The organism is Pseudomonas sp. Colony2, assembly GCF_019382755.1.
GTDB lineage: Bacteria > Pseudomonadota > Gammaproteobacteria > Pseudomonadales > Pseudomonadaceae > Aquipseudomonas.
Window position 1 is genome coordinate 1297122 of the sequence record NZ_CP080030.1, and the last position, 25923, is coordinate 1323044.

Genomic DNA, 25923 nt, shown 5'->3' on the forward strand with positions numbered 1-25923 from the left:
GACGTGGCCGCCGCCCGCAAACTGTTCGACGCCGAGCTGACCCCGACCTGGACCGCAGGCCGCATGAAGCTCAACGACATCATCACCGAAAACAAAAACGTCGCGGACCGCGCCACCAACGCTATCGACGACGCCGTGTCCGCTGCAAAAATCAGCATGGGCGTCTCGCTGATCCTCGCGATCCTCGCCGCCGGCCTCTGCGGCCTGCTGCTGATGCGCGCGATCATGGCGCCGATGAAACGCATCGTCGACATCCTCGAAACCATGCGCACCGGCGACTTGAGCAAACGCCTGAACCTCGAACGCAAGGACGAATTCGGCGCAGTAGAGACCGGCTTCAACGACATGATGACCGAGCTCACCGCCCTGGTGTCCCAGGCACAGCGCTCTTCGGTACAGGTCACTACCTCGGTCACCGAGATTGCCGCGACTTCCAAGCAACAACAGGCCACGGCCACTGAAACCGCCGCGACGACCACCGAGATCGGCGCTACTTCGCGGGAGATCGCTGCTACTTCCAAGGACTTGGTCCGTACCATGACCGAAGTCTCCACCGCCGCCGACCAGGCCTCGGTGGCCGCCGGCTCCGGCCAGCAAGGCCTGGCGCGCATGGAAGAAACCATGCACTCGGTGATGGGCGCAGCTGACCTGGTAAACGCCAAGCTGGCGATCCTCAATGAGAAGGCCGGCAACATCAACCAGGTGGTGGTGACCATCGTCAAGGTCGCCGACCAGACCAACCTGTTGTCCCTCAACGCTGCCATCGAGGCCGAGAAGGCCGGTGAGTACGGTCGCGGGTTTGCCGTGGTGGCCACCGAAGTGCGGCGCCTGGCCGACCAGACCGCCGTGGCCACCTACGACATCGAGCAGATGGTGCGCGAGATCCAGTCGGCGGTGTCGGCCGGGGTGATGGGCATGGACAAGTTCTCTGAAGAAGTGCGCCGTGGCATGTTCGAGGTGCAGCAGGTGGGCGAGCAGTTGTCGCAGATCATCCATCAGGTGCAGGCCCTGGCGCCACGGGTGTTGATGGTCAACGAAGGCATGCAGGCCCAGGCCACCGGCGCCGAGCAGATCAACCATGCGCTGGTGCAGTTGGGCGATGCCAGCAGCCAGACCGTGGAGTCCCTGCGTCAGGCCAGCTTTGCCATCGACGAGCTGAGCCAGGTCGCCGTCGGCCTGCGCAGCGGCGTGTCGCGTTTTAAAGTCTGATGAACGACCTCGCGGCTAAACGCGGTGCCGTTGCGGCAGTGAAGAAAGCACTGTTCCTGGTGTTTCACATCGGTAATGAACGGTATGCCCTCAAGGCCACGGAAGTGGCCGAGGTGCTGCCGCGCCTGCCGCTCAAGCCCATTGCCCATGCGCCTGCGTGGGTCGCCGGGATCTTTGCCCATCGCGGGGCGATGGTGCCGGTGATCGATCTCAGTGCCTTGACCTTCGGTACGCCGGCCCAGGCCCGCACCAGCACGCGCCTGGTGTTGGTCAATTATCAGCCGGATGCACTCACTCCGGCACGCTGGCTGGGGCTGATCCTCGAACAGGCCACCGATACCCTGCGCTGTGACCCGGCGGAGTTCCAGCCCTACGGCCTGGACAACCGCCAGGCACGTTACCTGGGCCCGGTGCGCGAAGACGAGCGTGGCTTGATGCAGTGGATCGGCGTGGCGGACCTGCTGACGGCTGACGTGCAGGCGCTGCTGTTTGCCGCGGGCGAGGAGGGTTGATGAGCAGTGATCAACGCTTCTTCGACTTCCTTAAGGAGCGCATTGGCCTGGACGTTGCCTCGGTGGGCGAAGCGATCATCGAGCGTGCCGTACGCCAGCGCAGCATGGCGCTCAGCGCGCAGACCGCCGATCAATACTGGCAGCAATTGCAGGCCTCCACCGACGAACAGCAAGCGCTGATCGAAGCGGTGATCGTCCCCGAAACCTGGTTTTTCCGTTACCCCGAATCCTTCGCCACCCTGGGCCGGCTGGCGGTCGCCCGCCTGGCCGAAATCAAGCAGATGCGCGCCCTGCGGATCCTCAGCCTGCCGTGTTCCACCGGCGAAGAACCCTATTCGATTGCCATGGCCTTGCTCGACGCCGGGCTGGCACCGCATCAGTTCAAGGTGCAGGGCATGGACGTCAGCCCGCTGTCGGTGGAGCGCGCCCGCCGTGGGGTGTACGGCAAGAATTCGTTTCGCGGCCAGGACCTCGAGTTCCGCGATCGCCACTTCACCGAGCAAACCGACGGCTACCGGATTGCCGACCGGGTACGCGAACAAGTGCGCCTGCAGGTGGGCAACCTGCTGGACCCCACGCTGCTGGCCAACGAGCCCACCTACGATTTTGTGTTCTGCCGCAACCTGCTGATCTACTTCGACCAGCCGACCCAGAAGCAGGTGTTTGAAGTGCTCAAGGGCCTGACCCACGTCGACGGCGTGCTGTTTATCGGGCCTGCCGAAGGCAGCCTGCTGGGGCGCCTGGGCATGCGTTCGATTGGCGTGCCGCAGTCGTTTGCCTTCAGCCGGCATGCGGAGCCCGCGCCTGAACCGGTATTTGTGCCGATGCCCGCGCCGATTCCTCAGCGCAGTGCCGCGCCTATCCCGACCAAGCCCCGGCCGTTCAGCACCGTCAGTGCCCAAGTGGTACCGATCAAGCCGCCGCCCCCGCAGTCGGACGCCGCCGATCTGCTCAGTCAGATTGCGACCCTGGCCAATGAAGGCAAGAGCCTGGAAGCCCGTGCTGCCTGCGAGCGTTATTTGCAGAGCCATCCGCCGGCGGCCCAGGTGTTTTATTGGCTGGGCCTGCTCAGCGATGTGGCCGGCAGCGCCCTGGAAGCCCAGGGTTATTACAGAAAAGCCTTGTACCTGGAACCCCAGCACCCGCAGGCCTTGATGCACCTGGCCGCGTTGCTCGAGTCCCAGGGCGATGTCGCCGGCGCCCGGCGTTTGCAGGCTCGTGCCGCGCGCAGCGAGCGAGCTGACAGTGAGCGTAAATCATGACCCTGGATCCCGAGCTGAACCTGACCCTGGCCGATACCCAGGCCATCGATGACTGCTGGAACCGCATCGGCATCCACGGTGACAAGTCCTGCCCGTTGCTGGCCGAGCACATTCACTGTCGCAATTGCTCGGTGTATTCCGCCGCCGCCACGCGCCTGCTCGACCGTTATGCCTTGCAGCAGGACGATCACCGCCCCGTCGCGACGCCGGAAGTCGAGGGTGATGTCCTCACCCGTTCGCTGCTGATGTTCCGCCTCGGCGAAGAATGGCTGGGCATCGCCACTCGCTGCCTGGTGGAAGTGGCGCCGTTGCAGCCGATCCATTCCTTGCCCCATCAGCGTTCCCGCGCCTTGCTGGGCGTGGCCAACGTGCGTGGCGCACTGGTGGCGTGCCTGTCCCTGGTGGAATTGCTGGGGCTGGACAGCACCGGCAGCGGCCCCAGTGGCGCACGAATCATGCCGCGCATGCTGATCATCGCGGCGCAGGACGGCCCGGTGGTGGTGCCGGTGGACGAAGTGGACGGTATCCATGCCATTGATGAACGGACCTTGAACGCGGCGTCTGCCTCCGGCACCCAGGCCAGCGCCCGCTATACCCAAGGGGTGTTGCAGTGGAAAGGCCGCAGCCTGCGCTGGCTGGACGAGGCGCAATTGTTGTCTGCCGTGACCCGGAGCCTCACATGACCCCCGACCAGATGCGCGATGCCTCGCTGCTGGAGCTGTTCAGCCTGGAAGCCGACGCCCAGACCCAGGTGCTCAGCGCCGGCCTGCTGGCCCTGGAGCGCAACCCGACCCAGGCCGACCAGCTCGAAGCCTGCATGCGCGCCGCCCATTCCCTGAAGGGCGCGGCGCGGATTGTCGGGGTGGACGCGGGGGTCAGCGTGGCCCACGTGATGGAGGATTGCCTGGTCAGCGCCCAGGAAAGCCGCTTGTACCTGCTGCCGGAACATATCGACGCACTGCTGCAAGGCACCGATTTGCTGATGCGCATTGCCACGCCGGGCAACACCGTGGGCCCGGCGGACATCGAGTCCTATGTGGCATTGATGGAGCGGTTGCTCGATCCGTCGCAGAAAGTTGCGCCGCCCGCTGCGCCAAAGCCTGCGCCGCCGCCCACACCCGCGCCAGAACCTGAATTGTCGATGGAAGCGCTGCTGACCCTGCCGCCGGAGCCCGAGCCCGCGCCGCCGGTCAGTGCCGAACTGCCACGCCAAAATAAGCGCATGACCGAAGGCGGAGAGCGGGTGTTGCGGGTGACCGCCGAACGCTTGAACAGCCTGTTGGACCTGTCCAGCAAGTCCCTGGTGGAAACCCAGCGGCTCAAGCCTTACCTCGCCAGCTTGCAACGCCTCAAGCGCATCCAGAGCAACAGCGCCCGCGCCCTGGAAAACCTCGACGGCCACCTCAAGACCGTCGACCTGAGCCTGGAAGCCCAGGAAGCGCTGGCTGATACCCGCCGCCTGTTGAGCGAAGCCCAGGCGCTGCTCGCGGAAAAAACCGCCGAAATCGACGAGTTCGGCTGGCAGGCCGGGCAACGCGCCCAAGTCTTGTACGACACGGCGCTGGCGTGCCGCATGCGGCCGTTTGCCGACGTGCTGGCCGGGCAGGTGCGCATGGTGCGTGACCTGGGCCGCAGCCTTGGTAAACAGGTACGCCTGGAAATCGAAGGCGAGAAAACCCAGGTCGACCGCGATGTGCTGGAAAAACTCGAAGCGCCGCTGACCCATTTACTGCGCAATGCTGTTGACCACGGCATTGAAATGCCCGAGCAACGCCTGCTGGCGGGCAAACCGGCTGAAGGCCTGATCCGCCTGCGGGCGTCTCACCAGGCCGGCTTGCTGGTGCTGGAATTGAGCGACGACGGTAACGGTGTCGACCTGGAGCGCCTGCGCGGCACCATCGTCGACCGGCATTTGTCGCCGGTGGAAACCGCCCTGCGCCTGAGCGAAGAGGAACTGCTCACGTTCCTGTTCCTGCCGGGGTTCAGCCTGCGGGACAAGGTCACCGAGGTCTCGGGGCGCGGGGTCGGCCTGGATGCGGTGCAGCATATGGTGCGCCAGTTGCGCGGCGCGGTGGTGCTGGAGCAGACGGCGGGGCAGGGCAGTCGCTTCCACCTGGAGGTGCCGTTGACCCTGTCGGTAGTGCGCAGCCTGGTGGTGGAAGTTGGCGAAGAGGCCTACGCCTTCCCGCTGGCCCACATCGAGCGCATGTGCGATCTTGCGCCCGACGACATCGTGCAACTGGAAGGCCGCCAGCATTTCTGGCACGAAGGCCGGCATGTCGGCCTGGTCGCCGCCAGCCAGTTGCTGCAGCGCCCGCCGGGGCAGGGCAGTCAGGAAACCCTGAAGGTCGTGGTGATCCGCGAGCGCGATGCGGTCTACGGGATTGCCGTGGAGCGTTTTATCGGCGAACGCACGCTGGTGGTATTACCCCTGGACGACCGGTTGGGCAAGGTCCAGGACATCTCCGCCGGAGCGTTGCTCGATGACGGTTCGGTGGTGCTGATCGTCGACGTCGAAGACATGCTGCGATCGGTGGACAAACTGCTGAATACCGGTCGTCTGGAGCGCATCGCCCGACGCACCCAGCAAACCCTCGAAGCACCGCGCAAGCGTATTCTGGTGGTGGATGACTCGCTGACCGTGCGCGAGCTGCAACGCAAATTGTTACTTAATCGCGGTTATGAAGTGGCCGTGGCAGTCGATGGCATGGATGGCTGGAACGCGCTGCGCTCCGAAGACTTCGACCTGCTGATCACGGACATTGATATGCCTCGCATGGACGGTATTGAATTGGTCACACTCTTGCGCCGTGATACTCGCCTGCAATCCCTGCCGGTGATGGTTGTTTCCTACAAGGATCGGGAAGAAGACCGTCGTCGTGGACTGGACGCCGGCGCCGACTATTATCTAGCCAAGGCCAGCTTCCATGACGACGCGCTGTTGGACGCGGTGGTGGAGCTGATCGGAGGAGCACGGGCATGAGGATTGCGATCGTCAATGACATGCCCATGGCCGTGGAGGCCTTGCGCCGGGCGTTGAGCCTAGAGCCGGCCCACGAAGTGGTGTGGGTTGCGGGCAACGGCCTGGAAGCAGTGCAGCGTTGCGCCGAGTTCACGCCCGACCTGATTCTGATGGACCTGATCATGCCGGTGATGGACGGTGTGGAGGCCACCCGGCAGATCATGGCCGAGACGCCTTGTGCGATCCTGATTGTCACCGTCGACCGCCAGGCCAACGTCAGCCGTGTATTCGAAGCCATGGGCCATGGCGCCCTGGACGTGGTTGACACCCCTGCACTGGGCGTGGGCAATCCGAAGGACGCCGCGGCACCGCTGTTGCGCAAGATCCTCAATATCGGCTGGCTGATTGGCCAGCGTGGCAGCCGCGTGCGGGCCGAGCCTGCGCCCCAGCGGGCCACGGGCAAACGCCAGAGCCTGGTGGCCATCGGTTCGTCCGCAGGCGGCCCGGCTGCCCTGGAATCCCTGCTCAAGGGCTTGCCCCGGGACTTCTCGCCGGCCATTGTGCTGGTGCAGCATGTGGACCAGGTGTTCGCCGCCGGCATGGCTGAATGGCTGAGCAGTGCCTCGGGCCTGCCGGTGCGCCTGGCCCGGGAAGGCGAGCCGCCCCAAAGCGGTGTCGTGTTGCTGGCGGGCACCAACCATCACATTCGCCTGCTGAAGAACGGCACGCTGGCCTATACCGCCGAACCTGTGAACGAGATTTATCGGCCGTCTATCGACGTGTTTTTCGAGAGCGTCGCCAGCTACTGGAATGGCGATGCCGTTGGCGTGCTGCTGACGGGGATGGGGCGTGATGGCGCCCAGGGACTTAAGTTGATGCGTCAGCAAGGCTACCTGACCATCGCGCAGGACCAGCAAAGCTGTGCTGTTTACGGCATGCCCAAAGCGGCAGCGGCGATTGACGCGGCTGTTGAAATTCGCCCATTGGACAGAATTGCGCCACGATTGCTGGAGGTATTCGCAAAATGACCGATATCACACGCTGTCCTGGCCTGCAGGTAGTAATTCAGGTGACCGTAAATGAATGATTTGCAGCTCGACGACTTCAAGACCGACGAAAACGCCGCCATGGTGCTGCTCGTCGACGACCAGGCGATGATCGGCGAGGCCGTACGCCGGGGCCTGGCCCATGAAGACAATATCGACTTCCACTTTTGCGCCGACCCGCACCAGGCCATTGCCCAGGCGATCCGTATCAAGCCGACGGTGATCCTGCAGGACCTGGTGATGCCGGGTCTCGATGGCCTGACCCTGGTGCGCGAATACCGCAATCACCCGGCGACGCAGAACATCCCGATCATCGTGCTTTCCACCAAGGAAGACCCGCTGATCAAGAGCGCGGCGTTTGCTGCCGGGGCCAACGATTACCTGGTCAAGCTGCCGGATAACATCGAACTGGTGGCGCGCATCCGCTATCACTCGCGCTCCTACATGACCCTGTTGCAACGGGACGCGGCCTACCGGGCGCTGCGGGTCAGCCAACAGCAGTTGCTGGACACCAACCTGGTGCTGCAACGGCTGATGAACTCCGACGGCCTGACCGGGCTGTCCAATCGCCGGCATTTCGACGAATACCTGGAACTGGAATGGCGCCGCGCCATGCGTGACCAGACCCAACTGTCGCTGCTGATGATCGACGTGGACTTCTTCAAGACCTACAACGACGGTTTCGGCCACCTGGAAGGCGACGAGGCGTTGCGCAAGGTGGCGGCGACCATTCGTGATGCCAGCAGCCGTCCTTCGGATTTGCCGGCGCGTTATGGCGGTGAAGAGTTTGCCCTGGTGCTGCCCAATACCTCGCCGGGCGGTGCGCGGCTGGTGGCCGAGAAGCTGCGCCAGGCGGTGGCGAGCCTGAAAATCCCGCACATTGCCCCGGCAGAAGGGGCGAGCCTGACCATCAGTATCGGCTTGGCGACCATGACCCCGGTGCAGGGCACCGATTGCCGGCAATTGATCTCGGCGGCGGACAAGGGCCTGTACCTGGCCAAGCACAATGGGCGCAATCAGGTGGGGATCGAGTAGGGAATACGGTCTGCGGGATGTCGCAGACCTAATGTGGGAGCGGGCTTGCTCGCGAATGCGGTGTGTCAGTCAATGCATCTGGCGACTGAACCACCGCATTCGCGAGCAAGCCCGCTCCCACATTTGATCTTCATCGCTGTCTGGATGGTGCATATCCCCGCCTTTTCGGCCAAGCGGACTGCCGTTATCAGCCGTTTGTCGTTATACTCGTCGGCTTTCAAAAGTTCGCCAACGAGTGCTGCCCGCCATGGAAATCAACCCGATCCTTAACACCATCAAGGACCTGTCCGAGCGCTCCGAAACTATTCGGGGGTATCTTTGACTACGATCAAAAGCATGAGCGTCTGACCGAAGTCAATCGCGAGCTTGAAGATCCGGCTGTCTGGAACAAACCTGAATATGCCCAGGAACTGGGCCGCGAGCGCGCTGCGCTGGCGCAGATCGTCGACACCCTCGACGAATTGAACACCGGTCTGGGCGATTGCCGCGACCTGCTGGACATGGCCGTCGAAGAAAACGACGAAGGCGCAGTGGGCGATGTCGTCGCCGAGCTGGCCCGTCTCGAGGAAAACCTCGCCAAACTCGAATTCCGCCGCATGTTCAGCCATGAAATGGACCCGAACAACGCCTACCTGGACATCCAGGCCGGTTCCGGCGGCACCGAAGCCCAGGACTGGGCCAACATCCTGTTGCGCATGTACCTGCGCTGGGCCGACAAACGCGGTTTCGACGCGACCATCATGGAACTGTCGGCCGGTGAGGTCGCCGGCATCAAGGGCGCGACCGTGCACATCAAGGGCGAATACGCCTTTGGCTGGCTGCGGACCGAGATCGGCGTACACCGCCTGGTGCGCAAGAGCCCGTTCGACTCCGGCAACCGTCGCCACACGTCGTTCTCCGCCGTTTTCGTCTCGCCAGAGATCGACGACAAGGTGGAAATCGAGATCAACCCGGCAGACCTGCGGATCGACACCTACCGTTCCTCCGGTGCCGGTGGCCAGCACGTAAACACCACCGACTCGGCCGTACGTATTACCCACGTACCGACCAATACCGTGGTGAGCTGCCAGAACGAACGTTCCCAGCACGCGAACAAGGACACCGCCATGAAAATGCTGCGGGCCAAGTTGTACGAGCAGGAAATGCAGAAACGCAACGCCGCGTCCCAGGCGCTGGAAGACACCAAGTCGGATATCGGCTGGGGTCACCAGATCCGCTCGTATGTGCTCGACGCGTCGCGGATCAAGGATCTGCGTACCAACATCGAACGCAGCGACTGCGACAAGGTGCTCGACGGTGATATCGACGAATACCTGGAAGCCAGCCTGAAATCTGGCCTGTAACTCCTTTGTAGGAGCCGGCTTGCCGGCGATCCCCGGCCGCAGGCCGGGGACAACGAACCTGATGGAAAATTTAAAGACATGAGCGACCAACAACTCGACCCGCAAGCCCTGCAACAGGAAGAAAACTCCCTGATCGCCCAGCGCAAGGAAAAGCTTGCTGCCGAGCGCGCCAAGGGCAATGCCTTCCCGAACGACTTCCGCCGCGAAAACTACTGCGATGCCTTGCAGAAACAGTACGCGGACAAGACCAAGGAAGAGCTGGCAGAGGCTGCAATCCCGGTCAAGGTTGCCGGTCGCATCATGCTCAACCGTGGCTCGTTCATGGTGATCCAGGACATGACCGGTCGCATCCAGGTCTACGTCAACCGTAAAACCCTGTCCGAAGAAACCCTGGCCTCGGTGAAAACCTGGGACATGGGCGACATCATTGCCGCCGAAGGCACCCTGGCCCGTTCCGGCAAGGGTGACCTGTACGTTGAAATGACCAGCGTGCGCCTGCTGACCAAATCCCTGCGCCCGCTGCCGGACAAGCACCACGGCCTGACCGACACCGAGCAGCGCTATCGCCAGCGCTACGTTGACCTGATCGTCAACGAAGAAGTGCGCCAGACCTTCCGCGTGCGTTCGCAGGTTATTGCGCACATCCGCAGCTTCCTGATGAAGCGCGACTTCCTCGAAGTTGAAACGCCGATGCTGCAAACCATCCCGGGTGGTGCCGCAGCCAAGCCATTCGAAACCCACCACAACGCGCTGGACATGGAAATGTTCCTGCGTATTGCGCCTGAGCTGTACCTCAAGCGGCTTGTTGTTGGCGGCTTCGAAAAAGTGTTCGAGATCAACCGCAACTTCCGTAACGAAGGCGTTTCGACCCGTCACAACCCTGAATTCACCATGTTGGAGTTCTACCAGGCCTACGCCGACTACGAAGACAACATGGACCTGACCGAGGAACTGTTCCGCGAACTGGCGCAACTGGTCCTGGGCACCACCGACGTGCCGTACGGCGACAAGGTGTTCCACTTCGGCGAGCCGTTCGTGCGCCTGTCGGTGTTCGATTCGATCCTCAAGTACAACCCTGAGCTGACCGCCGATGACCTGAACGACATCGACAAGGCCCGCGCCATCGCCAAGAAAGCCGGCGCCAAGGTGCTGGGCTTCGAAGGCCTGGGCAAATTGCAGGTGATGATTTTCGAAGAGCTGGTTGAGCACAAGCTGGAGCAGCCGCACTTCATTACCCAGTACCCGTTCGAAGTGTCGCCGCTGGCCCGTCGCAACGATGACAACCCGAACGTCACCGACCGTTTCGAGCTGTTCATCGGCGGCCGTGAAATCGCCAACGCCTACTCCGAGCTGAACGATGCCGAAGACCAGGCCGAGCGCTTCATGGCCCAGGTGGCCGACAAGGACGCTGGCGACGACGAGGCGATGCACTACGACGCCGACTTCGTACGCGCCCTGGAATACGGCATGCCGCCTACCGCCGGTGAAGGTATCGGCATCGACCGGTTGGTGATGTTGTTGACCAACTCGCCGTCGATCCGTGACGTGATCTTGTTCCCGCACATGCGGCCACAAGCGTAACCGTAGCGAAATCCGAAGCCGCCTTTTATAAGGCGGCTTTTTTATGTGGCGTTTATAAGCGTCAAGTAAACAGCGCCAGGTGATCGTTCCCACGCTCCGCGTGGGAACGCAGCCCGTGACGCTCCGCGTCACACTGTGGAGGAAGATCCGTCGTGAACCGCGTAATGGCTCAAAAGGGTGCCGCCGGCATTGCCGCTGCCGTGGCTGAAAGTGTTCAGTACCAGGGCCGCAAGGCCAGTCGCCGGGGCAGTGAGCAGCGCAGGCAGGACATTCTCGATGCAGCGATGCGCATCGTGGTACGCGAAGGCGTGCGTGCCGTGCGTCACCGTGCGGTGGCGGCGGAAGCCGGTGTGCCGTTGTCGGCCACCACCTATTACTTCAAGGACATCGACGACCTGCTCACCGACACCTTCGCCCAATATGTGGAGCGCAGCGCCGCGTTCATGGGCAAGTTGTGGGTGCGTAACGAAGGCCTGCTGCGCGAGATGGTGGCTTATGGCGACGGCAGCCCGCAGTCGCGCTCGCAACTGGCCGATGACATCGCGCGCCTGACCGCCGATTACGTGCAACGCCAATTGCTCAACCGCCGTGAGCACCTGATGGCCGAGCAGGCGTTTCGCCAGGAAGCGCTGCTGAACCCGCGCCTGGGCGAGCTGGTGCGCTCCCACCAGCAAATCCTGCTGCAGGGCACTTGCCAGTTTTTCCAGGTATTGGGTTCCCGCGAGCCGCAACAGGATGCCAAAGTGTTGACGGCGATTATCGGTCGGATGGAATATCAGGGCCTGCTGGGCGGCGCAGAGCCTCTGACCAGCGAAGAAATGCTTGAGATCCTCAAGCGTTACATGCATTTGGTGTTGGCTTCGGTCTGACACAGGGGATTGTCCAATGAAAGCCTGGCGCGTCGTCGTGATCGCCTTGTCGTTCCTGTTGCTCAGCGGTTGCCTGGTGACCTTCAAGGACCCGTTGCCCGCCAGCGAGGCGGCGCCTGATGGTCTGCTTGGCAAATGGGCCAGCAAAAACGCCTGGGGTGAGCCGCTCAACCTGCAAATCAGCCGCGTCGGTGAGCACCGCTACAAAGCCGTGAGCTACCCTAAGGCCAAGCCGGGCCAGCGGGATGAATACCTGTTCACGGTTTCCCGGCATGGCAGCCGCTGGTATCTGTCGGCGCCATTGCCGGCCAGGTTCGGCGGGCATTACATCCTCGCCGGGTTCGAATTGAATGATGAGCACGAGCTGGTGGTCTACAACCTCGACCTGGATCAGGTCCACCAGGCGGTCGGCCAGAAGGTCCTGAGTGGCAGCACCGTCGAAACCGTCGAGGGTGCCGGTGTGTTGATCGACAGTTCCATGGCCCGGGTATTTGCGTACCTGGATGATCCGGCCAATGCCGATGTGTTCGTCGAAGCCGTGCGCTACCAGCGTGCAGGCAAATAACGTTTAAAGAGGAAGTACCGGGTGGACGATTACCAGCAGACGATACGCGCCTTGTCCGATCGCATTGTGCTGGCGCAAACACCGATTCGCGTCCTCGACGCCGTGAAGTGGGACGAGAATATTCGCCAGGGATTCCTCAAGGCCAAGGGCAAGGAAATGCCGGCGGTGGACCGCGACTACTACCTGACCCGGCCGCTGTCGTTCGATTCCAGCGCGGTGAAGCTGGAGTTCCAGAACATCGAGCGCGACATCACCCGCCAGCTTGGCCAGTTCAACCCGGTCGGGCAGATCATGCGGCGCATGTGCAAGGAGTACCGCATGGTGGTGCGCATGCTCGAAGCGCGGGGCACCGAGGATTTCGGCCTGATCTCCCAGGAGCTGTATGGCGCCGCTTCCGATGCGTTCCATGCCGGTGACCCGACCCTGGCCGACCTCGGCCTGATGATGTCGGACTACCTGAACAATATCGATGGCCGTGGCGACCTCAAGGACGAAGCCAAGACCCTGACCGCCAAGGACGCCGTCAACCTGCTGCAGAGCCGCCTGAACAAGGTATTCGGCGAGGCCGAGGAAACCATCCGGGTGTTCGAGTCCGACGGTATCGTGGCGGACGCGGCGGCAGGTGCCGACTACATCAAGATCCGCGCCGACGCGATGTTCAACGACCGCGACGTGCGCGCCCTGGAGGTCCATGAAGGCCTGGTGCACGTGGGCACCACCCTCAATGGGCAGAACCAGCCGATCTGCACCTTCCTGTCCAAAGGTCCGCCCTCGTCGACCGTGACCCAGGAAGGCCTGGCGATCCTGATGGAAATCATCACCTTCGCCTCCTACCCCAGCCGCCTGCGCAAGCTGACCAACCGCACTCGCGCCATTCATATGGTGGAGCAGGGTGCCGACTTCCTGCAGGTGTTCGAGTTCTTCCGTGAGCAGGGCTTTGAGATGGCGGAAAGCTACGGCAACGCCAGCCGGGTTTTCCGTGGGTCGACGCCTACGGGTCTGCCGTTTACCAAGGATTTGTCCTACCTCAAGGGCTTTATCATGGTTTACAACTACATTCAGTTGGCCGTGCGCAAAGGCAAGCTGGAGCAAGTGCCGTTGTTGTTCTGCGGCAAGACCACCCTGGAAGACATGCGTACCCTGCGCCAACTGGTGGACGAAGGCCTGGTGGTGCCACCCAAATACCTGCCGGATCAGTTCCGCGACATGAATGCGTTGGCGGCGTGGATGTGTTTCTCCAACTTCCTCAACCATTTGAGCCTGGACCGGATCGAGGCGGATTACTCCAATATCCTTTAACGATATCTCTGAAGGAACTCAGTCAAAATGTGGGAGCGGGCTTGCTCGCGAATGCGGTGTATCAGCAACAGATGTGGTTACTGAATCACCGCATTCGCGAGCAAGCCCGCTCCACCTTTGATCTCCATAGGTCTTCAGGATCGTTCCCAACCCATTCACGAGGCTTCAACGGATGAGAATCCTCGGCATTCTTTGCCTGCTACTGACCCTTAACGGCTGCAGCTCCTTATTGTTCTATCCGGAGCGCGGCATGCCGTTCACCCCGGAAAAGGCTCGTCTGCAATACCGTGACGTCACATTGACCACCGCCGATGGCCTGAAGCTCCACGCCTGGTGGCTGCCGGCCAAGGCCGGCGTGCCGCTCAAGGGCACGGTGCTGCACCTGCACGGCAATGGCGGCAATCTCGCCTGGCACCTCGGCGGCAGCTGGTGGCTGCCGGAGCAGGGCTATCAAGTGCTGTTGGTGGACTATCGCGGCTACGGGCTGTCCGAAGGCGAACCTTCGCTGCCGGCGGTTTACCAGGACATCGACGCTGCCTTCAAGTGGATCGACAGCGCCCCCGAAACCCAGGGCCAGCCGTTGATCGTGCTCGGCCAAAGCCTGGGCGGCGCGTTAGTGGTGCACTACCTGGCGGAACATCCCGAACGTCAGCCGCAGCTCAAGGCGCTGGTACTGGACGGTGTGCCGGCCAGTTATCGTGACGTAGGACAATTCGCCCTCAGCACCTCCTGGCTAACATGGCCGTTCCAGGTGCCGTTGTCGTGGCTGGTGCCGGACGCCGACAGTGCGATCAACGCCATGCCCCGACTGACCGGCGTGCCGAAATTGTTATTCCATAGCCTGGATGACCCGATCGTGCCGCTCTCCAACGGCATTCGCCTGTATCAGGCTGCGCCGCCACCGCGGGTGCTGCAACTGACCCGCGGTGGCCACGTGCAAACCTTTGCCGACAAGACCTGGCAAACCGTGATGCTGCGCTACCTGGACGACCCCCAGCATTTCAACGGGCTGCGCCGCCTGGGTGAAATCCCCAATTACCCGGCGGCCCCGAATTCCAACGCAGAGAACCCGCAATGAGCGAAGAACGCAACATGATCCCCCTGATCCTCACCGGCATCGGCACCATCATCGGTACCGTTGGCTGCCTGTGGTACTACGGCTATTTGCACTTCGCCAAGCCCGAGGATGCGTTGCTGCTCAGCGACTTCACCATGCTCAAGACCGTGCCGGGCGAGGACTACAAAATCTCCCTGACCCCGGCCGCCCAGGTGGCGCAATGCGTTGATGGCGTGCTGGTGCTGTTTGATACCGAACAGAAAGGGCTGACCGGCGTACTGGTCAACAGCAAGAAGCAGGCAGTGCGTTGCATGGGGCAGGAAACGCCGCAATTGGAGCAGTAGCGCGAGCCAAGTGGGAAAGGTCTGGAACCATTTTAAGTGGATTACCACAGATTCCGTACTGGCCAGCAGCGCTGGATCGGTTATCTCGGATACTTAATTTGGAGTCACTTGAATGGACATTCCTCGCGTAAACAACTCGTCTTCCCCATTCACTGCCGGTGCGGGGGGAGGTGATTCGCGACTTCAGCAATTGGAACAAGAGATTCAGAAGTTGAAGAACCAGATCGCCCAAGGAGGCGGTGGTGCACAGGGCGCGCAGGGCGAAGAAAGCCTTGAGGAAAGGCTCAAGAGGCTCGAGGCGGAGCTGGCCCAACTCAAAGGGCAGGAGCAGGATAACTCGGCGCAAGTAAGCTACTGACCCGATGCTCTTGAAGCGCACTGGGACCTCTTGATTCCTGGCCTGCAAATAAAAGAATCCCGCCATTTGGCGGGATTTTTCATGCGGCCTCAAACGATCATTCAGCGACGGAGCGGGCGGCGTGGTGTGCGGGCAGGGCCCTCCAGTGCAGTCGTAGTTGATGATGGAAATATTTGGAACCGTATTGCGTAACGCACCACAGAAGCGATGTGATTTACACGAGTCGGGGCGAGAAGGTGGCGATAGATATTGCTGCAATAAGCAACATGGTGAACATGCTCAGGGGGCACGAGAAGCTGGAAATGCTCGACGCCGAGGATCATAAGCTCAAGCACTTGCTCGACAAGCTGTCGGAACATGGCTACGGCGGGAAGATAGAGCTACCAGCCGAGGATCCCAACCGACCTGTCCGGTACGACGACCCCAAAAAAAACCCACAGTAACGTGGGTTTTTTTTCCAGCATCAATCGATCAGTTGGCCATCGAAGAACGTGGCTTGACCGGCTGGTTGTCGTTGGAGATGGTCACTTCAACGCGGCGGTTCATGGCGCGGCCCGAAACGCTGCCGTTATCGGCAACCGGGTATTCCTTGCCATAGCCCTGGGTCACGATGCGCGAGATATCCACACCCTGGTTGGCCAGTGCGCGCTGTACGGAAGCGGCGCGGCGCTCGGACAGGCTCTGGTTGTACGAGTCGGAACCGGTGCTGTCGGTGTAGCCTTCGACGATCACTTTACGGTCCGGGTTATCGCGCAGGAACTGCGCCAGCTTGGTGATGTTCACCAGGCCGCTGGACTTGAGGTCTGACTTGTTGGTGGCGAACAGCACGTCACCAAAGGTCACCAGTGTGCCGCGATCAGTCTGCTTGGCGTTCAAGCTGTCTTGCAGTTGCTTGATCTGCGCGTCACGGGCCTGCAGCAGGGCGCGGGCACGTTCGTCACCGGCGTTTTTCAGCTTGGCTTCGGACTCACGCAGGACGATGGTGTCCTTGGCCACTTCAACGCGCTGGTTGGTCAGGTAGGCCAGTTGGTCGACCTTCTTCTGGTCTTCCTTGTCGCGGTAGGCCTTGTCAGCCTTGTCCAGCCAGTCGCTGGCATCTTTGGTTTCCAGCGCCGCTACCTTGGTGGCTTGCGGGTTGGCTTGCAGGGCCGAGAAGTTGGTCCGAGCATTTTCCAGGTTCTGGTTCGGCGGGGTGGAGCAAGCCGCCAGAGCAACGCTCATCGCCAGCAGGGCAGGGATCATCAATTGTTTACGCATAGTCGTGTCGTCCTTTCAATTCGGTTTCGGGTGCAATGCAATCAGGGGCGGCGGCTTATTGTTGCGGCTGGATCACAGCCGGGCGCATGCCTTCCTGACGCAGCTCCTGAACAGCTTTCTGGGAATCCTTCACAGCCTGTTCGGCCTTGGCAGCCTGGGCTTTACGCTCTGCTACGCGAGCGTCCCACTCGGACTGTTCGGCCAGGCGACGGGCTTCGTCGTAGTTCTTGTCGTGCATGGCGATTTCAGCTTGCTTCAGTTTGTCCTGGGCAGACTTCATCTCCACGGCTGCGAACTCGGTACCGCCGGCGCTGACAGCGCTGTTCACCGCAGATTGGGTCACAGCGTATTGCTCGGTCGGCGGGTTGCCGGCGCAGCCAGCCAGTACGAAGCTGGTGCCGATTGCCAGCGCGGCCAATTTAAGCCCGCGCAGGTGGTTAAACGAGGTTTTGGCAGTGCTGGTCTTCATCGTCTTCAACTCCATTAGGTAACTCCTGAAAAACATCAAATCCATCTCCGGCTTGCAGTGTCTGCGGGGCCCGGCGGTTAGCTCAGGACGCCTATTCAAACGGCTGTTCCAAGTGATGGCTTACTGGCTGTGACCGGAGGCTTTTTTGAATAGTTCAGCGAAGATGGCGATTTGCCTAAAAAAATATTTGACTGAACGGTCAGCGTTTAAAAGTTGGAACTTTTGCATGGCGCAGCGGTATCCAGGGCCTGTGGGAGGCCCTGAATACGGGAGGTTAAGGGTTTTGAGGCGCAGGTTTACTAGTGTTTCTGCTTGTCGGACTGAGCTGACAAATCGTGTAGGTAACGCCGTGACAGGCTGAGAAAACGTGGGGTTGGGCCGACATCCTCATACAGCGGATCGCCTTCCTCATCGGTGGCAATCACCTGCTTGCCCTTGATGTAGGGAAAGCTCGCTTCCAGCTCTTCGAGGGCTGCGCCAATCAACTCGCCGAGCAGTTCTTCGGTATGGCGTTTGGGGTACATCTCGGAGATCGCCGCCAGCCTGGCGGCGGCTTCCACGTCCAGATGGATGGCGTATTCGGTTTTGGTCAGGCGACCCTTGGCGTTTTCTTCCCAATGCTGGGCCAGTTCTCGGATTTTCATGGCAACCTCAATGGAGCCCACGGTACGCGGGCGATGATGAGTGACCAGCCGGCCAGCGCGGATAACGCTGCGGCTTACTGTTGAGACTAGCTGCAACTCACAAGGTTTAAAGTTCCTTGTAAGACGTCGCCGTGGGCGGCACTCTTGAAGATCAAAGCGTCCCGGATTTTCTGCTGGAGATTGGCTGATGAGCGATATCGATGCACGTTTGCGTGAGGATGTTCACCTGCTGGGTGAACTGTTGGGCAACACGATTCGAGAACAGTACGGCGATGAATTCCTCGACAAGATCGAGCAGATCCGTAAAGGCGCCAAGGCCGACCGCCGTGGCGCAGCCTCGGAGCAGGTGGCCGGCGAAGAGCTGAGCGCCAGCCTCAATCAACTCAAGGAAGACGAACTGCTGCCGGTGGCGCGGGCCTTCAACCAGTTTCTCAACCTGGCCAATATCGCCGAACAGTATCAGTTGATCCACCGCCGTGATGAATCAACCCCGGCGCCGTTCGAGTCGCGGGTGCTGCCGGAACTGCTGGCGCGCCTGCAGAGTGAAGGCCACAGCAGCGAATCCCTGGCGCGCCAGTTGGGCCGGTTGGAAATCGAACTGGTGCTCACCGCTCACCCCACCGAAGTCGCCCGCCGCACCCTGATCCAGAAATACGACGCCATCGCCGCACAACTGGCCCTGCAGGATCACCGCGACCTCACCACCGCCGAGCGCGAGCAGATCCGCAATCGCCTGCAACGCCTGATCGCCGAAGCCTGGCACACCGAAGAAATCCGCCGCACCCGGCCCACGCCGGTAGACGAAGCCAAGTGGGGCTTTGCGGTGATCGAGCATTCGTTGTGGCACGCCATCCCGAATTATTTGCGCAAGGCCGATCACGCCTTGCACGCGGCTACCGGCCTGCGCCTGCCTCTGGAGGCCGCGCCGATTCGCTTCGCTTCCTGGATGGGCGGCGACCGCGACGGCAACCCCAACGTCACCGCCCCGGTCACCCGCGAAGTGCTGTTGCTGGCGCGCTGGATGGCCGCTGACCTGTACTTGCGCGACATCGACCACCTCGCCTCCGAACTGTCTATGCAACAGGCCAGCCCGGCATTGCAGTCCAAGGTGGGTGACAGCGTCGAACCTTACCGGGCGTTGCTCAAGCAATTGCGTGAGCGGCTGCGCGCCACACGCCAATGGGCCCACACCTCGTTGACCAGCACCACGCCGGCGCCTGCCGACGTGCTGCAAAACAACCGCGACCTGCTCGAGCCTTTGCAACTGTGCTACGAGTCGCTGCATAGCTGCGGCATGGGCGTGATTGCCGACGGCCCGCTGCTGGATTGCTTGCGTCGGGCGGTCACGTTCGGGCTGTTCCTGGTGCGCCTCGACGTACGCCAGGACTCCACCCGCCACTGCGCGGCCATGACCGAAATCACCGACTACCTGGGCCTTGGCCGGTACGAGGATTGGGACGAAGAGGCGCGCATCAGCTTCCTGATGAAGGAACTGGCCAACCGTCGCCCCTTGTTGCCGGGTTACTTCAAACCCTCGGCAGACACCGCCGAAGTGCTGAACACCTGCAAGGAAATCGCCGCCGCACCTGCTGCATCCCTGGGTTCCTACGTCATCTCCATGGCCGGCGCCGCGTCGGATGTATTGGCCGTGCAACTGCTGCTCAAGGAGTCCGGCGTACAACGGCCGATGCGGGTAGTGCCGTTGTTCGAGACCCTGGCTGACCTGGACAACGCAGGCCCGGTGATCGAAAAACTGCTGCTGTTGCCGGGTTATCGCGCCCGTCTGCAAGGCCCGCAGGAAGTGATGATCGGCTACTCGGATTCGGCCAAGGACGCGGGCACTACCGCCGCCGCCTGGGCGCAATACCGGGCCCAGGAACGGCTGGTGGAAATCTGCCGCGAACAACAAGTCGAACTGCTGCTGTTCCACGGTCGTGGCGGCACCGTAGGCCGCGGCGGCGGCCCGGCTCACGCGGCGATTCTGTCGCAGCCTCCTGGGTCGGTGGCGGGGCGTTTCCGTACCACTGAGCAGGGCGAGATGATCCGCTTCAAGTTCGGCCTGCCGGACATCGCCGAGCAGAACCTCAACCTGTACCTGGCGGCGGTGCTGGAGGCAACCTTGCTGCCACCGCCACCACCGGAGCCGGCCTGGCGCCACTTGATGGACGAATTGGCCGCCGACGGTGTCAGTGCTTACCGCGCCGTGGTGCGGGAAAATCCGCAGTTCGTCGAGTATTTCCGCCAGTCGACCCCGGAGCAGGAACTGGGTCGCTTGCCCCTGGGCAGTCGTCCGGCCAAGCGCCGGGCTGGTGGCATTGAAAGCCTGCGGGCGATCCCGTGGATCTTCGGCTGGACCCAGACCCGCCTGATGCTGCCCGCCTGGCTCGGCTGGGAAGCGGCGTTGAACAATGCCCTGGAGCGTGGCGAAGGCGAGTTGCTGGGGCAGATGCGCGAGCAGTGGCCGTTCTTTCGTACCCGCATCGATATGCTGGAAATGGTGCTGGCCAAGGCCGACGCCGACATCGCCCGGCTGTATGACGAGCGATTGGTGCAGCCCGATCTGCTGCCATTGGGCGCGCACTTACGCGACCTATTGTCGCAGGCGTGCAGTGTGGTGCTTGGCCTGACTGGCCAGTCTCAGCTGCTGGCCCACAGCCCCGATACGCTTGAGTTCATCCGCCTGCGCAACACCTACCTGGACCCGTTGCACCTGCTGCAGGCCGAATTGCTGGCCCGATCGCGGCAACAGGAAGCGGCACAGGACAGCCCTCTGGAACAGGCGCTGCTGGTGTCTGTGGCCGGTATTGCCGCTGGTTTGCGCAACACCGGCTGACATTTATGGCGTGTTCTCAATAGCTTGCAGATACCCCGCGCCGGTCGCCGTAAAATTGGCGACCGGCGTTTTGCTGTCAGGGTTGTACCTGCCTATAAAGCCAGCGCGGCGCGGGTTTCTCCTACTTTCGGCGGCTTGTGTGGTTTGGGCCTGCTGTGTATCTTGATCAGCCTTTGGCCGTTTGTGCGGCCTGGACCCAAAATTTCCGAGATTGGCCCCATGCGGCGAATCCGAGCGTCATCTTTATAAAAAATTGAGGAGCACATCGATGCGCGTCATTCTGCTGGGAGCTCCCGGGGCCGGTAAAGGTACTCAGGCAAAGTTCATCACTGAAAAATTCGGCATTCCACAAATCTCCACCGGCGACATGCTGCGTGCGGCCGTCAAGGCCGGCACCGAGCTGGGCCTGATCGCCAAGAGCGTGATGGACAGCGGCGGCCTGGTCTCCGATGACCTGATCATCAACCTGGTCAAGGAACGCATCAGCCAGGACGACTGCAAGAACGGTTTCCTGTTCGATGGCTTCCCGCGCACCATTCCCCAGGCTGAAGCCCTGGTGAAGGCAGGCGTCGAGCTGGACAACGTGGTGGAAATCGCCGTTGAAGACGAAGAGATCGTGCAGCGTATTGCCGGTCGTCGTGTTCACGAGGCCTCGGGCCGCGTCTACCACATCGTCTACAACCCGCCGAAAGTCGCGGGCAAGGACGATGTCACCGGCGAAGACCTGGTGCAGCGTAAGGACGACACCGAAGAGACCGTGCGTCATCGCCTGTCGGTCTACCATTCCCAGACCAAGCCGCTGGTGGACTTCTACCAGAAACTCTCGGCCGCCCAGGGCAAGCCGAAGTACAGCCACATCGAAGGTGTGGGTTCGGTTGAAGCCATCACTGGCAAAGTACTGCAAGCGCTGATCTGATCGTTCATCCGCTTGATTGACAACGGCCCGCTTGCGGGCCGTTGTTGTTTATACTGACGCACTTTTTTTCAACGTGGATGCATACACCGATGAGCACCTTGCTGGCCCTGGACACCGCGACTGAAGCTTGCTCCGTTGCCCTGCTGCACGATGGCAAGGTTACGAGCCACTACGAGGTGATCCCGCGCCTGCACGCGCAGAAGCTGTTGCCGATGATCAAGCAATTGCTGCTGGACGCGGGCACCACCTTGTCGGCGGTGGACGCCATCGCATTCGGGCGCGGCCCGGGTGCGTTCACCGGTGTGCGCATCGCTATTGGTGTGGTCCAGGGCCTGGCATTTGCGCTGGAGCGTCCGGTGTTGCCGGTGTCCAACCTGGCGGTGCTGGCGCAGCGCGCGTTTCGCGAACACGGCGCCAACCAGGTCGCGGCGGCCATCGATGCGCGCATGGATGAAGTGTATTGGGGCTGCTACCGCGAAACCGCTGGCGAGATGCGCCTGGTGGGGGCTGAAGCTGTGCTGTCGCCTGAAACGGCGGCCTTGCCGGCTGATGCCAGCGGCGACTGGTTCGGTGCCGGCACCGGCTGGGGCTACGGCGAGCGCATTGGCGTGACGCTTGCCGGCCAGGATGCGGGGATGCTGCCCCACGCAGAAGACCTGCTGGCCCTGGCACGCTTTGCCTGGGAGCGAGGCGAGGCGATTCCGGCGGACCAGGCGGCGCCCGTGTACCTGCGGGATAAAGTGGCGCAGACCAAGGCTGAACGCGGGATTATTTGACGTCAAAAGTGCGGGCAATTTCAGACAAAAATAGCCAATCGTCAGAATTTGCCCGCGCTTTTAAACCTTTTACCAATTATGTGTTCTAGTTATCACCAGAGCATTTGCGCGCCATGGAAAGCGCCACTAAAATGCCATCACCGATACCGAGTTCGCATGTATGCGCATAGACGGCTTTTCATCACAGTCCTACCCCCTCAAGCGCAAGCCTCGCAAGGCGAACGTGACGGTAGACGACTCCGTCGAAGACTCGCCCGATTTTGTTGAAATCCAGTCTGACAACACTGCTGTTTCAACCCGTTCCCAGGGTTCCGGCGGTGCACGCACCAGCGGCGTTCCTGCCCGCCAGCAAGACATGATCTTCCCGCGCTCCATGAGCAAAAACGTCGCCAATGCCCTGGCCAGCTACCTGACCACTGCCGGCTTTGTCGAATGGGATATGGAAGTGCTGGGCCTCGATATCCATATCTGATGCTGTTGCCTTACTACCTCGGTTGTCCGTCCTGGAGTGAAAACGCCTGGCGCGAATACCTGTATCCCGCCGACGCCCGCTCCAGCGATTACCTTGCCCTGTATTCCCAGGTCTTCAACGCCGTCGAGGGCAACACCACGTTCTACGCCCGTCCTTCCGTCGCTACCGTGCAGCGCTGGGCTGAAATCATGCCCGAGCATTTTCGCTTCACGGCCAAGTTTCCGGGGGATATTAGCCACAGCGGCAACCTGATCGAGCAGTTGCCGGCGGCGGAAAGTTTCCTGGGGTTGATGAGCCCGTTGGGCGAGCGCGTTTCGCCGTTGTGGCTGCAGCTGCCGGCCAGTTTTACCCCGCAGCGCCTGGGTGAGTTGGCCGGGTTTATCGACGGGCTGGAGCGACCGTTGGCGGTGGAGGTGCGTCACTCGGAATTTTTCGCCAAGGGCGACGCCGAGCGCAGTCTCAACCGCTTGCTGCGCGACCGCGGTGTCGAGCGCATCTGCCTGGACCCGCGTGCGTTGTTCAGTTGCACCTCCACCTCGGCAGCCGTGCTGCACGCCCAATCGAAAAAGCCCAAGGTGCCGCCTCGCCCGGCGGCGCTGACGCAGTTTCCGCAAGTGCGCTTTATCGGCCATCCGGAGTTGGAAGCCAATGATCCGTTCCTGGTGCCCTGGATTGAAAAGGTCGCCGGCTGGATCGAAGAGGGGCGTACGCCCTACGTGTTTCTTCACACTTCCGACAACTGCCTGGCCGCCCAACTTGCCTTGCGCTTTCATGAGAAATTGATGCTGCGTTTGCCCGGCTTGCCGGCCTTACCGCAGATTCATCGAGAACCCGAAGCGGAGCAACTGGGGTTACTCTAAGGCTCCTTTTCCCGACAGGAGTCAGTCATGGATGCCCAAACCCTTCGCGCCGAAACCTTCAAGGCCCTGCATGAGCGTGACCGCGCGTTCGTGATGCCCAATCCATGGGATGCCGGCTCCGCAAAAATGCTCGCCAGCCTGGGGTTTGAAGCCCTGGCCACCACCAGCGCCGGCTTTGCCTTCAGCCTCGGCCGCCCGGATGCCGAAGGTGCGTTGTCCCTGGAAGACACCTTGGGCAATGCCGGGGCGATCGTCCAGGCGACCTCGCTGCCCGTCGCCGCCGACCTGGAAAACTGCTTCAGTGACACCCCTGAAGGCTGCGCCAAGACTATCCTGCGGGCGGCAGCGACTGGGATTGTCGGTGGCTCCATCGAAGACGCCACCGGAATTGCCGTCGACCCGATCTATCCCTTTGATCTTTCCGTGGAGCGCGTCGAAGCCGCAGTCGCCGCTGCCCGCAGTTTGCCATTCCCCTTCACCCTGACCGCCCGCGCGGAAAACCTCCTGCATGGCCGGCTGGATTTGCCCGACACCATTCGCCGCCTGCAGGCCTACGCCGAAGCTGGCGCCGACGTGCTCTATGCACCGGCCCTGCGCAGTGCCGAGGAAGTATTGGCGGTGGTGAAGGCGGTTGCACCCAAGCCCGTGAATATCTTGATGTCAGGCGCCCTGAAACTCAGCGTGGCGCAGTTGAGCGAGATGGGCGTCAAGCGCATCAGCGTCGGCTCGGCCATGGCCCTGGCGGCTTATGGCGAGTTCTTCAGGGCGGCCCAGGAGGTTCATGAGTTGGGCACGTTTACCTTCACTGAGCGCTCGATGCCGTTCAACCAGGCCAATCAACTGTTCAAGGGCTGAGGCGTGCGTTTCTTCAAGGTGCTGGGCGTGCTGCTGGTGTTGGCAGGTGGTGTGTTGGTTGGCGTGTGGCGGGGCTGGGTGCCGCTGCCCGATGAGTGGAACCCGTGGGCGCCGCTGGACGTGCGGGCAAGCCCGAACCTGCTGACCCGATTCAAGCTTGGGCGTTTGCAGGATGATCCTGCCCTATGTGACCAAGTGCTGAAGACCTCCGGGCTGCGGGTCGCCCATCAGGCGGACAGCCCTGCCGACGCGGCTTGCCCGCTGCGCAATACATTGCGGGTCCAAGGCGCTGATGTCGGCTTGAGCAGCAGCTTTCTCGCCAGTTGCCCGCTGGCCGTGGCGTTCGCCCTGTTCGAGCGCCATAGCCTGCAACCAGCGGCCCAGGCGGTGTTTGGCCAGGCAGTGACGCGGGTCGATCACCTGGGCAGCTTTGCCTGTCGCAATATCTACAACCGCGCCAACGGGCGACTCAGCCAGCATGCGTCGGCCAATGCGTTGGATATCGCCGGGTTTCGCCTGGCGGACGGGCGCACCATCAGTGTGCTCAAGGATTGGCCGGGTGACGGCGAGCGTGCGCGCTTCCTGCAGCAAGTGCGCGACGGCGCCTGCAAGGATTTCAATGTGGTGTTGAGCCCGGATTACAACGCCGCCCACCGTAATCACTTTCATCTGGACATGGGTCGGTGGTGGGTGTGTCGCTGAGGGTCAGGCGGCCAGGCGCAGGTTGTGCAGGATCAGCGGACGCGCCCAGCGGCTGTCGAAATCCAGGGCTTTCTGTTGCTCAACCAGCTCTTCTGCCGGGAACGGTGGCGGTGGTGGTGGCAGCAGGTCCAGTTCGAATTCGGCGATAGGCAAATGCAGCGGGCGTGGTTGCGGCGCGGGACCCGGTTCGGGCAGCGGTTGGCCGGCGGTCAGGACGATCGGGCGCACCCAGGCGCTTTCGAAGTTTTGCTGCTTTTGCTGGGCGACCACTTCTTCCGCCGGGTACGGTGGCGGGGCCGGTGGCAGCAGTTCCAGTTCGAATTCGGCGATGGGCAGGAACAGCGGCTCGGGCGGGGCGATCTCGGTGTCTGTCACATCACAGGCGCGCTGGGTGACGATCTGCGACAGCAGGTCACTGCCTTCGCTGGGTTCTACCGCCGGGTCCACAGGTTTCGCCACCGACTTGGCGAGCGCGCCCGGCGTGTCGCCGAGCTGTTCGGCCAACGCCTGGGCGAAGAAGTCCTGCCACACATGACTGACGCCGGCCAGCGCTTGGGTATTGCGCAGGCCGAAGTGGTTGTGGGTCGGCAGTACACCGGTGAATAGCGAAGGAATGTCTGACATTTCTCTCGATCGTCGCTCAGCTCTGGCAAAATGCCGGATCCTTTTTTTTATCGGCCGCTTTTTGCCGATCCTT

At 61.9% G+C, this 25923-nt stretch carries 27 protein-coding genes; 23 read left to right on the top strand and 4 right to left on the bottom strand.

Translation table 11 applies throughout. From position 1 onward, the window contains the following. From JV201_RS05385 to JV201_RS05460, 16 genes are all read left to right on the top strand, one after another. The coding region (locus JV201_RS05385) for a methyl-accepting chemotaxis protein (RefSeq protein ID WP_257903292.1) at positions 1 to 1209 on the top strand (1209 nt) is incomplete at its 5' end. Beyond that, positions 1209 to 1721 (top strand): chemotaxis protein CheW, encoded by a 513-nt coding sequence (locus JV201_RS05390; RefSeq protein WP_102368206.1) that lies wholly within the window; start codon positions 1209 to 1211, stop codon positions 1719 to 1721. The genes JV201_RS05385 and JV201_RS05390, both read left to right, overlap by 1 nt. Then, complete coding sequence (locus JV201_RS05395) at positions 1721 to 2983, top strand: protein-glutamate O-methyltransferase CheR (RefSeq protein WP_219406601.1); 1263 nt, start codon at positions 1721 to 1723, stop codon at positions 2981 to 2983. The genes JV201_RS05390 and JV201_RS05395 overlap by 1 nt, the downstream gene beginning before the upstream one ends. Next, positions 2980 to 3666, top strand: coding sequence for a chemotaxis protein CheW (locus JV201_RS05400; protein WP_102368208.1), 687 nt, complete (start codon positions 2980 to 2982; stop codon positions 3664 to 3666). Before JV201_RS05395 ends, JV201_RS05400 begins: the two co-directional genes overlap by 4 nt. Continuing rightward, positions 3663 to 5966, top strand: coding sequence for a hybrid sensor histidine kinase/response regulator (locus tag JV201_RS05405; protein ID WP_102368209.1), 2304 nt, complete (start codon positions 3663 to 3665; stop codon positions 5964 to 5966). The genes JV201_RS05400 and JV201_RS05405 overlap by 4 nt, the downstream gene beginning before the upstream one ends. Beyond that, positions 5963 to 6973, top strand: coding sequence for a chemotaxis response regulator protein-glutamate methylesterase (locus tag JV201_RS05410; protein ID WP_003219250.1), 1011 nt, complete (start codon positions 5963 to 5965; stop codon positions 6971 to 6973). The genes JV201_RS05405 and JV201_RS05410 overlap by 4 nt, the downstream gene beginning before the upstream one ends. 51 nt (positions 6974 to 7024) lie before the next feature. Further along, on the top strand, positions 7025 to 8026 hold the full coding sequence (locus JV201_RS05415) for a diguanylate cyclase (protein WP_219406602.1): 1002 nt from the start codon (positions 7025 to 7027) through the stop codon (positions 8024 to 8026). Positions 8027 to 8273: 247 nt separating this feature from the next. Then, a protein-coding gene (gene prfB, locus JV201_RS05420; RefSeq protein ID WP_096236834.1) for a peptide chain release factor 2 occupies positions 8274 to 9369 on the top strand; the annotation gives its coding sequence in 2 pieces (ribosomal slippage) (positions 8274 to 8345 and positions 8347 to 9369; 1095 coding nt in all). Between the two features lie 78 nt (positions 9370 to 9447). Next, a complete protein-coding gene (lysS, locus tag JV201_RS05425) occupies positions 9448 to 10950 on the top strand; it encodes a lysine--tRNA ligase (protein WP_219406603.1) in 1503 nt (500 codons plus the stop codon). A 152-nt stretch (positions 10951 to 11102) separates the two neighbouring features. Then, positions 11103 to 11819, top strand: a complete 717-nt coding sequence (locus JV201_RS05430) for a TetR/AcrR family transcriptional regulator (protein WP_134325823.1) — start codon at positions 11103 to 11105, stop codon at positions 11817 to 11819. Positions 11820 to 11835: 16 nt separating this feature from the next. Next, positions 11836 to 12384: a hypothetical protein gene (locus JV201_RS05435; RefSeq protein WP_008431109.1), complete on the top strand. Its 549-nt coding sequence runs from the start codon at positions 11836 to 11838 to the stop codon at positions 12382 to 12384. Positions 12385 to 12405: 21 nt separating this feature from the next. Continuing rightward, positions 12406 to 13683: a flavohemoglobin expression-modulating QEGLA motif protein gene (locus JV201_RS05440; RefSeq protein ID WP_003219237.1), complete on the top strand. Its 1278-nt coding sequence runs from the start codon at positions 12406 to 12408 to the stop codon at positions 13681 to 13683. Positions 13684 to 13855: 172 nt separating this feature from the next. After that, entirely contained in the window at positions 13856 to 14761 is a 906-nt protein-coding gene (locus tag JV201_RS05445) for an alpha/beta hydrolase (protein ID WP_102368211.1), read from the top strand. Then, entirely contained in the window at positions 14758 to 15084 is a 327-nt protein-coding gene (locus JV201_RS05450; protein WP_003219233.1) for a hypothetical protein, read from the top strand. The genes JV201_RS05445 and JV201_RS05450 overlap by 4 nt, the downstream gene beginning before the upstream one ends. A 112-nt stretch (positions 15085 to 15196) precedes the next feature. Beyond that, positions 15197 to 15442: a hypothetical protein gene (locus JV201_RS05455; protein ID WP_219406604.1), complete on the top strand. Its 246-nt coding sequence runs from the start codon at positions 15197 to 15199 to the stop codon at positions 15440 to 15442. 209 nt (positions 15443 to 15651) lie between these two features. After that, positions 15652 to 15885: a hypothetical protein gene (locus JV201_RS05460; protein ID WP_003219229.1), complete on the top strand. Its 234-nt coding sequence runs from the start codon at positions 15652 to 15654 to the stop codon at positions 15883 to 15885. A 28-nt stretch (positions 15886 to 15913) separates the two neighbouring features. Here JV201_RS05460 and JV201_RS05465 read toward each other — a convergent pair whose 3' ends face one another. The 3 genes from JV201_RS05465 to JV201_RS05475 form a co-directional block, all read right to left on the bottom strand. Beyond that, the gene (locus tag JV201_RS05465) at positions 15914 to 16699 is read right to left on the bottom strand and encodes an OmpA family protein (protein WP_003219227.1); all 786 of its coding nucleotides are present in this window, start codon (positions 16697 to 16699) and stop codon (positions 15914 to 15916) included. A 55-nt stretch (positions 16700 to 16754) separates the two neighbouring features. Then, complete coding sequence (locus tag JV201_RS05470) at positions 16755 to 17183, bottom strand: DUF4398 domain-containing protein (RefSeq protein WP_003219226.1); 429 nt, start codon at positions 17181 to 17183, stop codon at positions 16755 to 16757. A 284-nt stretch (positions 17184 to 17467) separates the two neighbouring features. After that, on the bottom strand, positions 17468 to 17812 hold the full coding sequence (locus JV201_RS05475) for a hypothetical protein (RefSeq protein ID WP_003219222.1): 345 nt from the start codon (positions 17810 to 17812) through the stop codon (positions 17468 to 17470). A gap of 187 nt (positions 17813 to 17999) precedes the next feature. On the opposite strand from JV201_RS05475, the gene ppc reads away from it, so the two are divergent. From ppc to JV201_RS05510, 7 genes are all read left to right on the top strand, one after another. Next, positions 18000 to 20645, top strand: coding sequence for a phosphoenolpyruvate carboxylase (gene ppc / locus JV201_RS05480; protein WP_219406605.1), 2646 nt, complete (start codon positions 18000 to 18002; stop codon positions 20643 to 20645). Between the two features lie 268 nt (positions 20646 to 20913). Continuing rightward, positions 20914 to 21561 carry an adenylate kinase gene (gene adk, locus JV201_RS05485; protein ID WP_003219217.1) on the top strand — a complete coding sequence of 216 codons (648 nt, stop codon included), beginning with the start codon at positions 20914 to 20916 and terminating at the stop codon, positions 21559 to 21561. An 89-nt stretch (positions 21562 to 21650) separates the two neighbouring features. Beyond that, positions 21651 to 22337, top strand: a complete 687-nt coding sequence (gene tsaB / locus JV201_RS05490) for a tRNA (adenosine(37)-N6)-threonylcarbamoyltransferase complex dimerization subunit type 1 TsaB (RefSeq protein ID WP_003219215.1) — start codon at positions 21651 to 21653, stop codon at positions 22335 to 22337. Positions 22338 to 22497: 160 nt separating this feature from the next. Then, positions 22498 to 22809, top strand: coding sequence for a hypothetical protein (locus tag JV201_RS05495; protein ID WP_003219213.1), 312 nt, complete (start codon positions 22498 to 22500; stop codon positions 22807 to 22809). Then, entirely contained in the window at positions 22809 to 23669 is an 861-nt protein-coding gene (locus JV201_RS05500) for a DUF72 domain-containing protein (RefSeq protein ID WP_219406606.1), read from the top strand. The genes JV201_RS05495 and JV201_RS05500 overlap by 1 nt, the downstream gene beginning before the upstream one ends. A 27-nt stretch (positions 23670 to 23696) precedes the next feature. Further along, complete coding sequence (locus JV201_RS05505) at positions 23697 to 24524, top strand: oxaloacetate decarboxylase (protein ID WP_178911505.1); 828 nt, start codon at positions 23697 to 23699, stop codon at positions 24522 to 24524. Between the two features lie 3 nt (positions 24525 to 24527). Beyond that, positions 24528 to 25226, top strand: a complete 699-nt coding sequence (locus JV201_RS05510) for an extensin family protein (RefSeq protein WP_219406607.1) — start codon at positions 24528 to 24530, stop codon at positions 25224 to 25226. Between the two features lie 3 nt (positions 25227 to 25229). Here the strand turns inward: JV201_RS05510 and JV201_RS05515 are convergent, their stop codons facing one another. Further along, positions 25230 to 25850 carry a hypothetical protein gene (locus tag JV201_RS05515; protein ID WP_032898688.1) on the bottom strand — a complete coding sequence of 207 codons (621 nt, stop codon included), beginning with the start codon at positions 25848 to 25850 and terminating at the stop codon, positions 25230 to 25232. Between the last annotated feature and the right edge of the window lie 73 nt (positions 25851 to 25923).

Excerpts from the sequence above, each read along its gene's own strand:
- JV201_RS05395 (WP_219406601.1), top strand. The coding sequence starts at position 1,721 with ATGAGCAGTGATCAACGCTTCTTCGACTTCCTTAAGGAGCGCATTGGC.
- JV201_RS05410 (WP_003219250.1), top strand. The coding sequence starts at position 5,963 with ATGAGGATTGCGATCGTCAATGACATGCCCATGGCCGTGGAGGCCTTG.
- JV201_RS05470 (WP_003219226.1), bottom strand. The coding sequence starts at position 17,183 with ATGGAGTTGAAGACGATGAAGACCAGCACTGCCAAAACCTCGTTTAAC.
- lysS (WP_219406603.1), top strand. The coding sequence starts at position 9,448 with ATGAGCGACCAACAACTCGACCCGCAAGCCCTGCAACAGGAAGAAAAC.
- adk (WP_003219217.1), top strand. The coding sequence starts at position 20,914 with ATGCGCGTCATTCTGCTGGGAGCTCCCGGGGCCGGTAAAGGTACTCAG.
- JV201_RS05400 (WP_102368208.1), top strand. The coding sequence starts at position 2,980 with ATGACCCTGGATCCCGAGCTGAACCTGACCCTGGCCGATACCCAGGCC.
- tsaB (WP_003219215.1), top strand. The coding sequence starts at position 21,651 with ATGAGCACCTTGCTGGCCCTGGACACCGCGACTGAAGCTTGCTCCGTT.
- JV201_RS05515 (WP_032898688.1), bottom strand. The coding sequence starts at position 25,850 with ATGTCAGACATTCCTTCGCTATTCACCGGTGTACTGCCGACCCACAAC.
- JV201_RS05405 (WP_102368209.1), top strand. The coding sequence starts at position 3,663 with ATGACCCCCGACCAGATGCGCGATGCCTCGCTGCTGGAGCTGTTCAGC.
- JV201_RS05455 (WP_219406604.1), top strand. The coding sequence starts at position 15,197 with ATGGACATTCCTCGCGTAAACAACTCGTCTTCCCCATTCACTGCCGGT.
- JV201_RS05390 (WP_102368206.1), top strand. The coding sequence starts at position 1,209 with ATGAACGACCTCGCGGCTAAACGCGGTGCCGTTGCGGCAGTGAAGAAA.
- JV201_RS05445 (WP_102368211.1), top strand. The coding sequence starts at position 13,856 with ATGAGAATCCTCGGCATTCTTTGCCTGCTACTGACCCTTAACGGCTGC.
- JV201_RS05495 (WP_003219213.1), top strand. The coding sequence starts at position 22,498 with ATGCGCATAGACGGCTTTTCATCACAGTCCTACCCCCTCAAGCGCAAG.
- ppc (WP_219406605.1), top strand. The coding sequence starts at position 18,000 with ATGAGCGATATCGATGCACGTTTGCGTGAGGATGTTCACCTGCTGGGT.
- JV201_RS05450 (WP_003219233.1), top strand. The coding sequence starts at position 14,758 with ATGAGCGAAGAACGCAACATGATCCCCCTGATCCTCACCGGCATCGGC.
- JV201_RS05505 (WP_178911505.1), top strand. The coding sequence starts at position 23,697 with ATGGATGCCCAAACCCTTCGCGCCGAAACCTTCAAGGCCCTGCATGAG.
- JV201_RS05465 (WP_003219227.1), bottom strand. The coding sequence starts at position 16,699 with ATGCGTAAACAATTGATGATCCCTGCCCTGCTGGCGATGAGCGTTGCT.
- JV201_RS05415 (WP_219406602.1), top strand. The coding sequence starts at position 7,025 with ATGAATGATTTGCAGCTCGACGACTTCAAGACCGACGAAAACGCCGCC.
- JV201_RS05435 (WP_008431109.1), top strand. The coding sequence starts at position 11,836 with ATGAAAGCCTGGCGCGTCGTCGTGATCGCCTTGTCGTTCCTGTTGCTC.
- JV201_RS05500 (WP_219406606.1), top strand. The coding sequence starts at position 22,809 with ATGCTGTTGCCTTACTACCTCGGTTGTCCGTCCTGGAGTGAAAACGCC.
- JV201_RS05475 (WP_003219222.1), bottom strand. The coding sequence starts at position 17,812 with ATGAAAATCCGAGAACTGGCCCAGCATTGGGAAGAAAACGCCAAGGGT.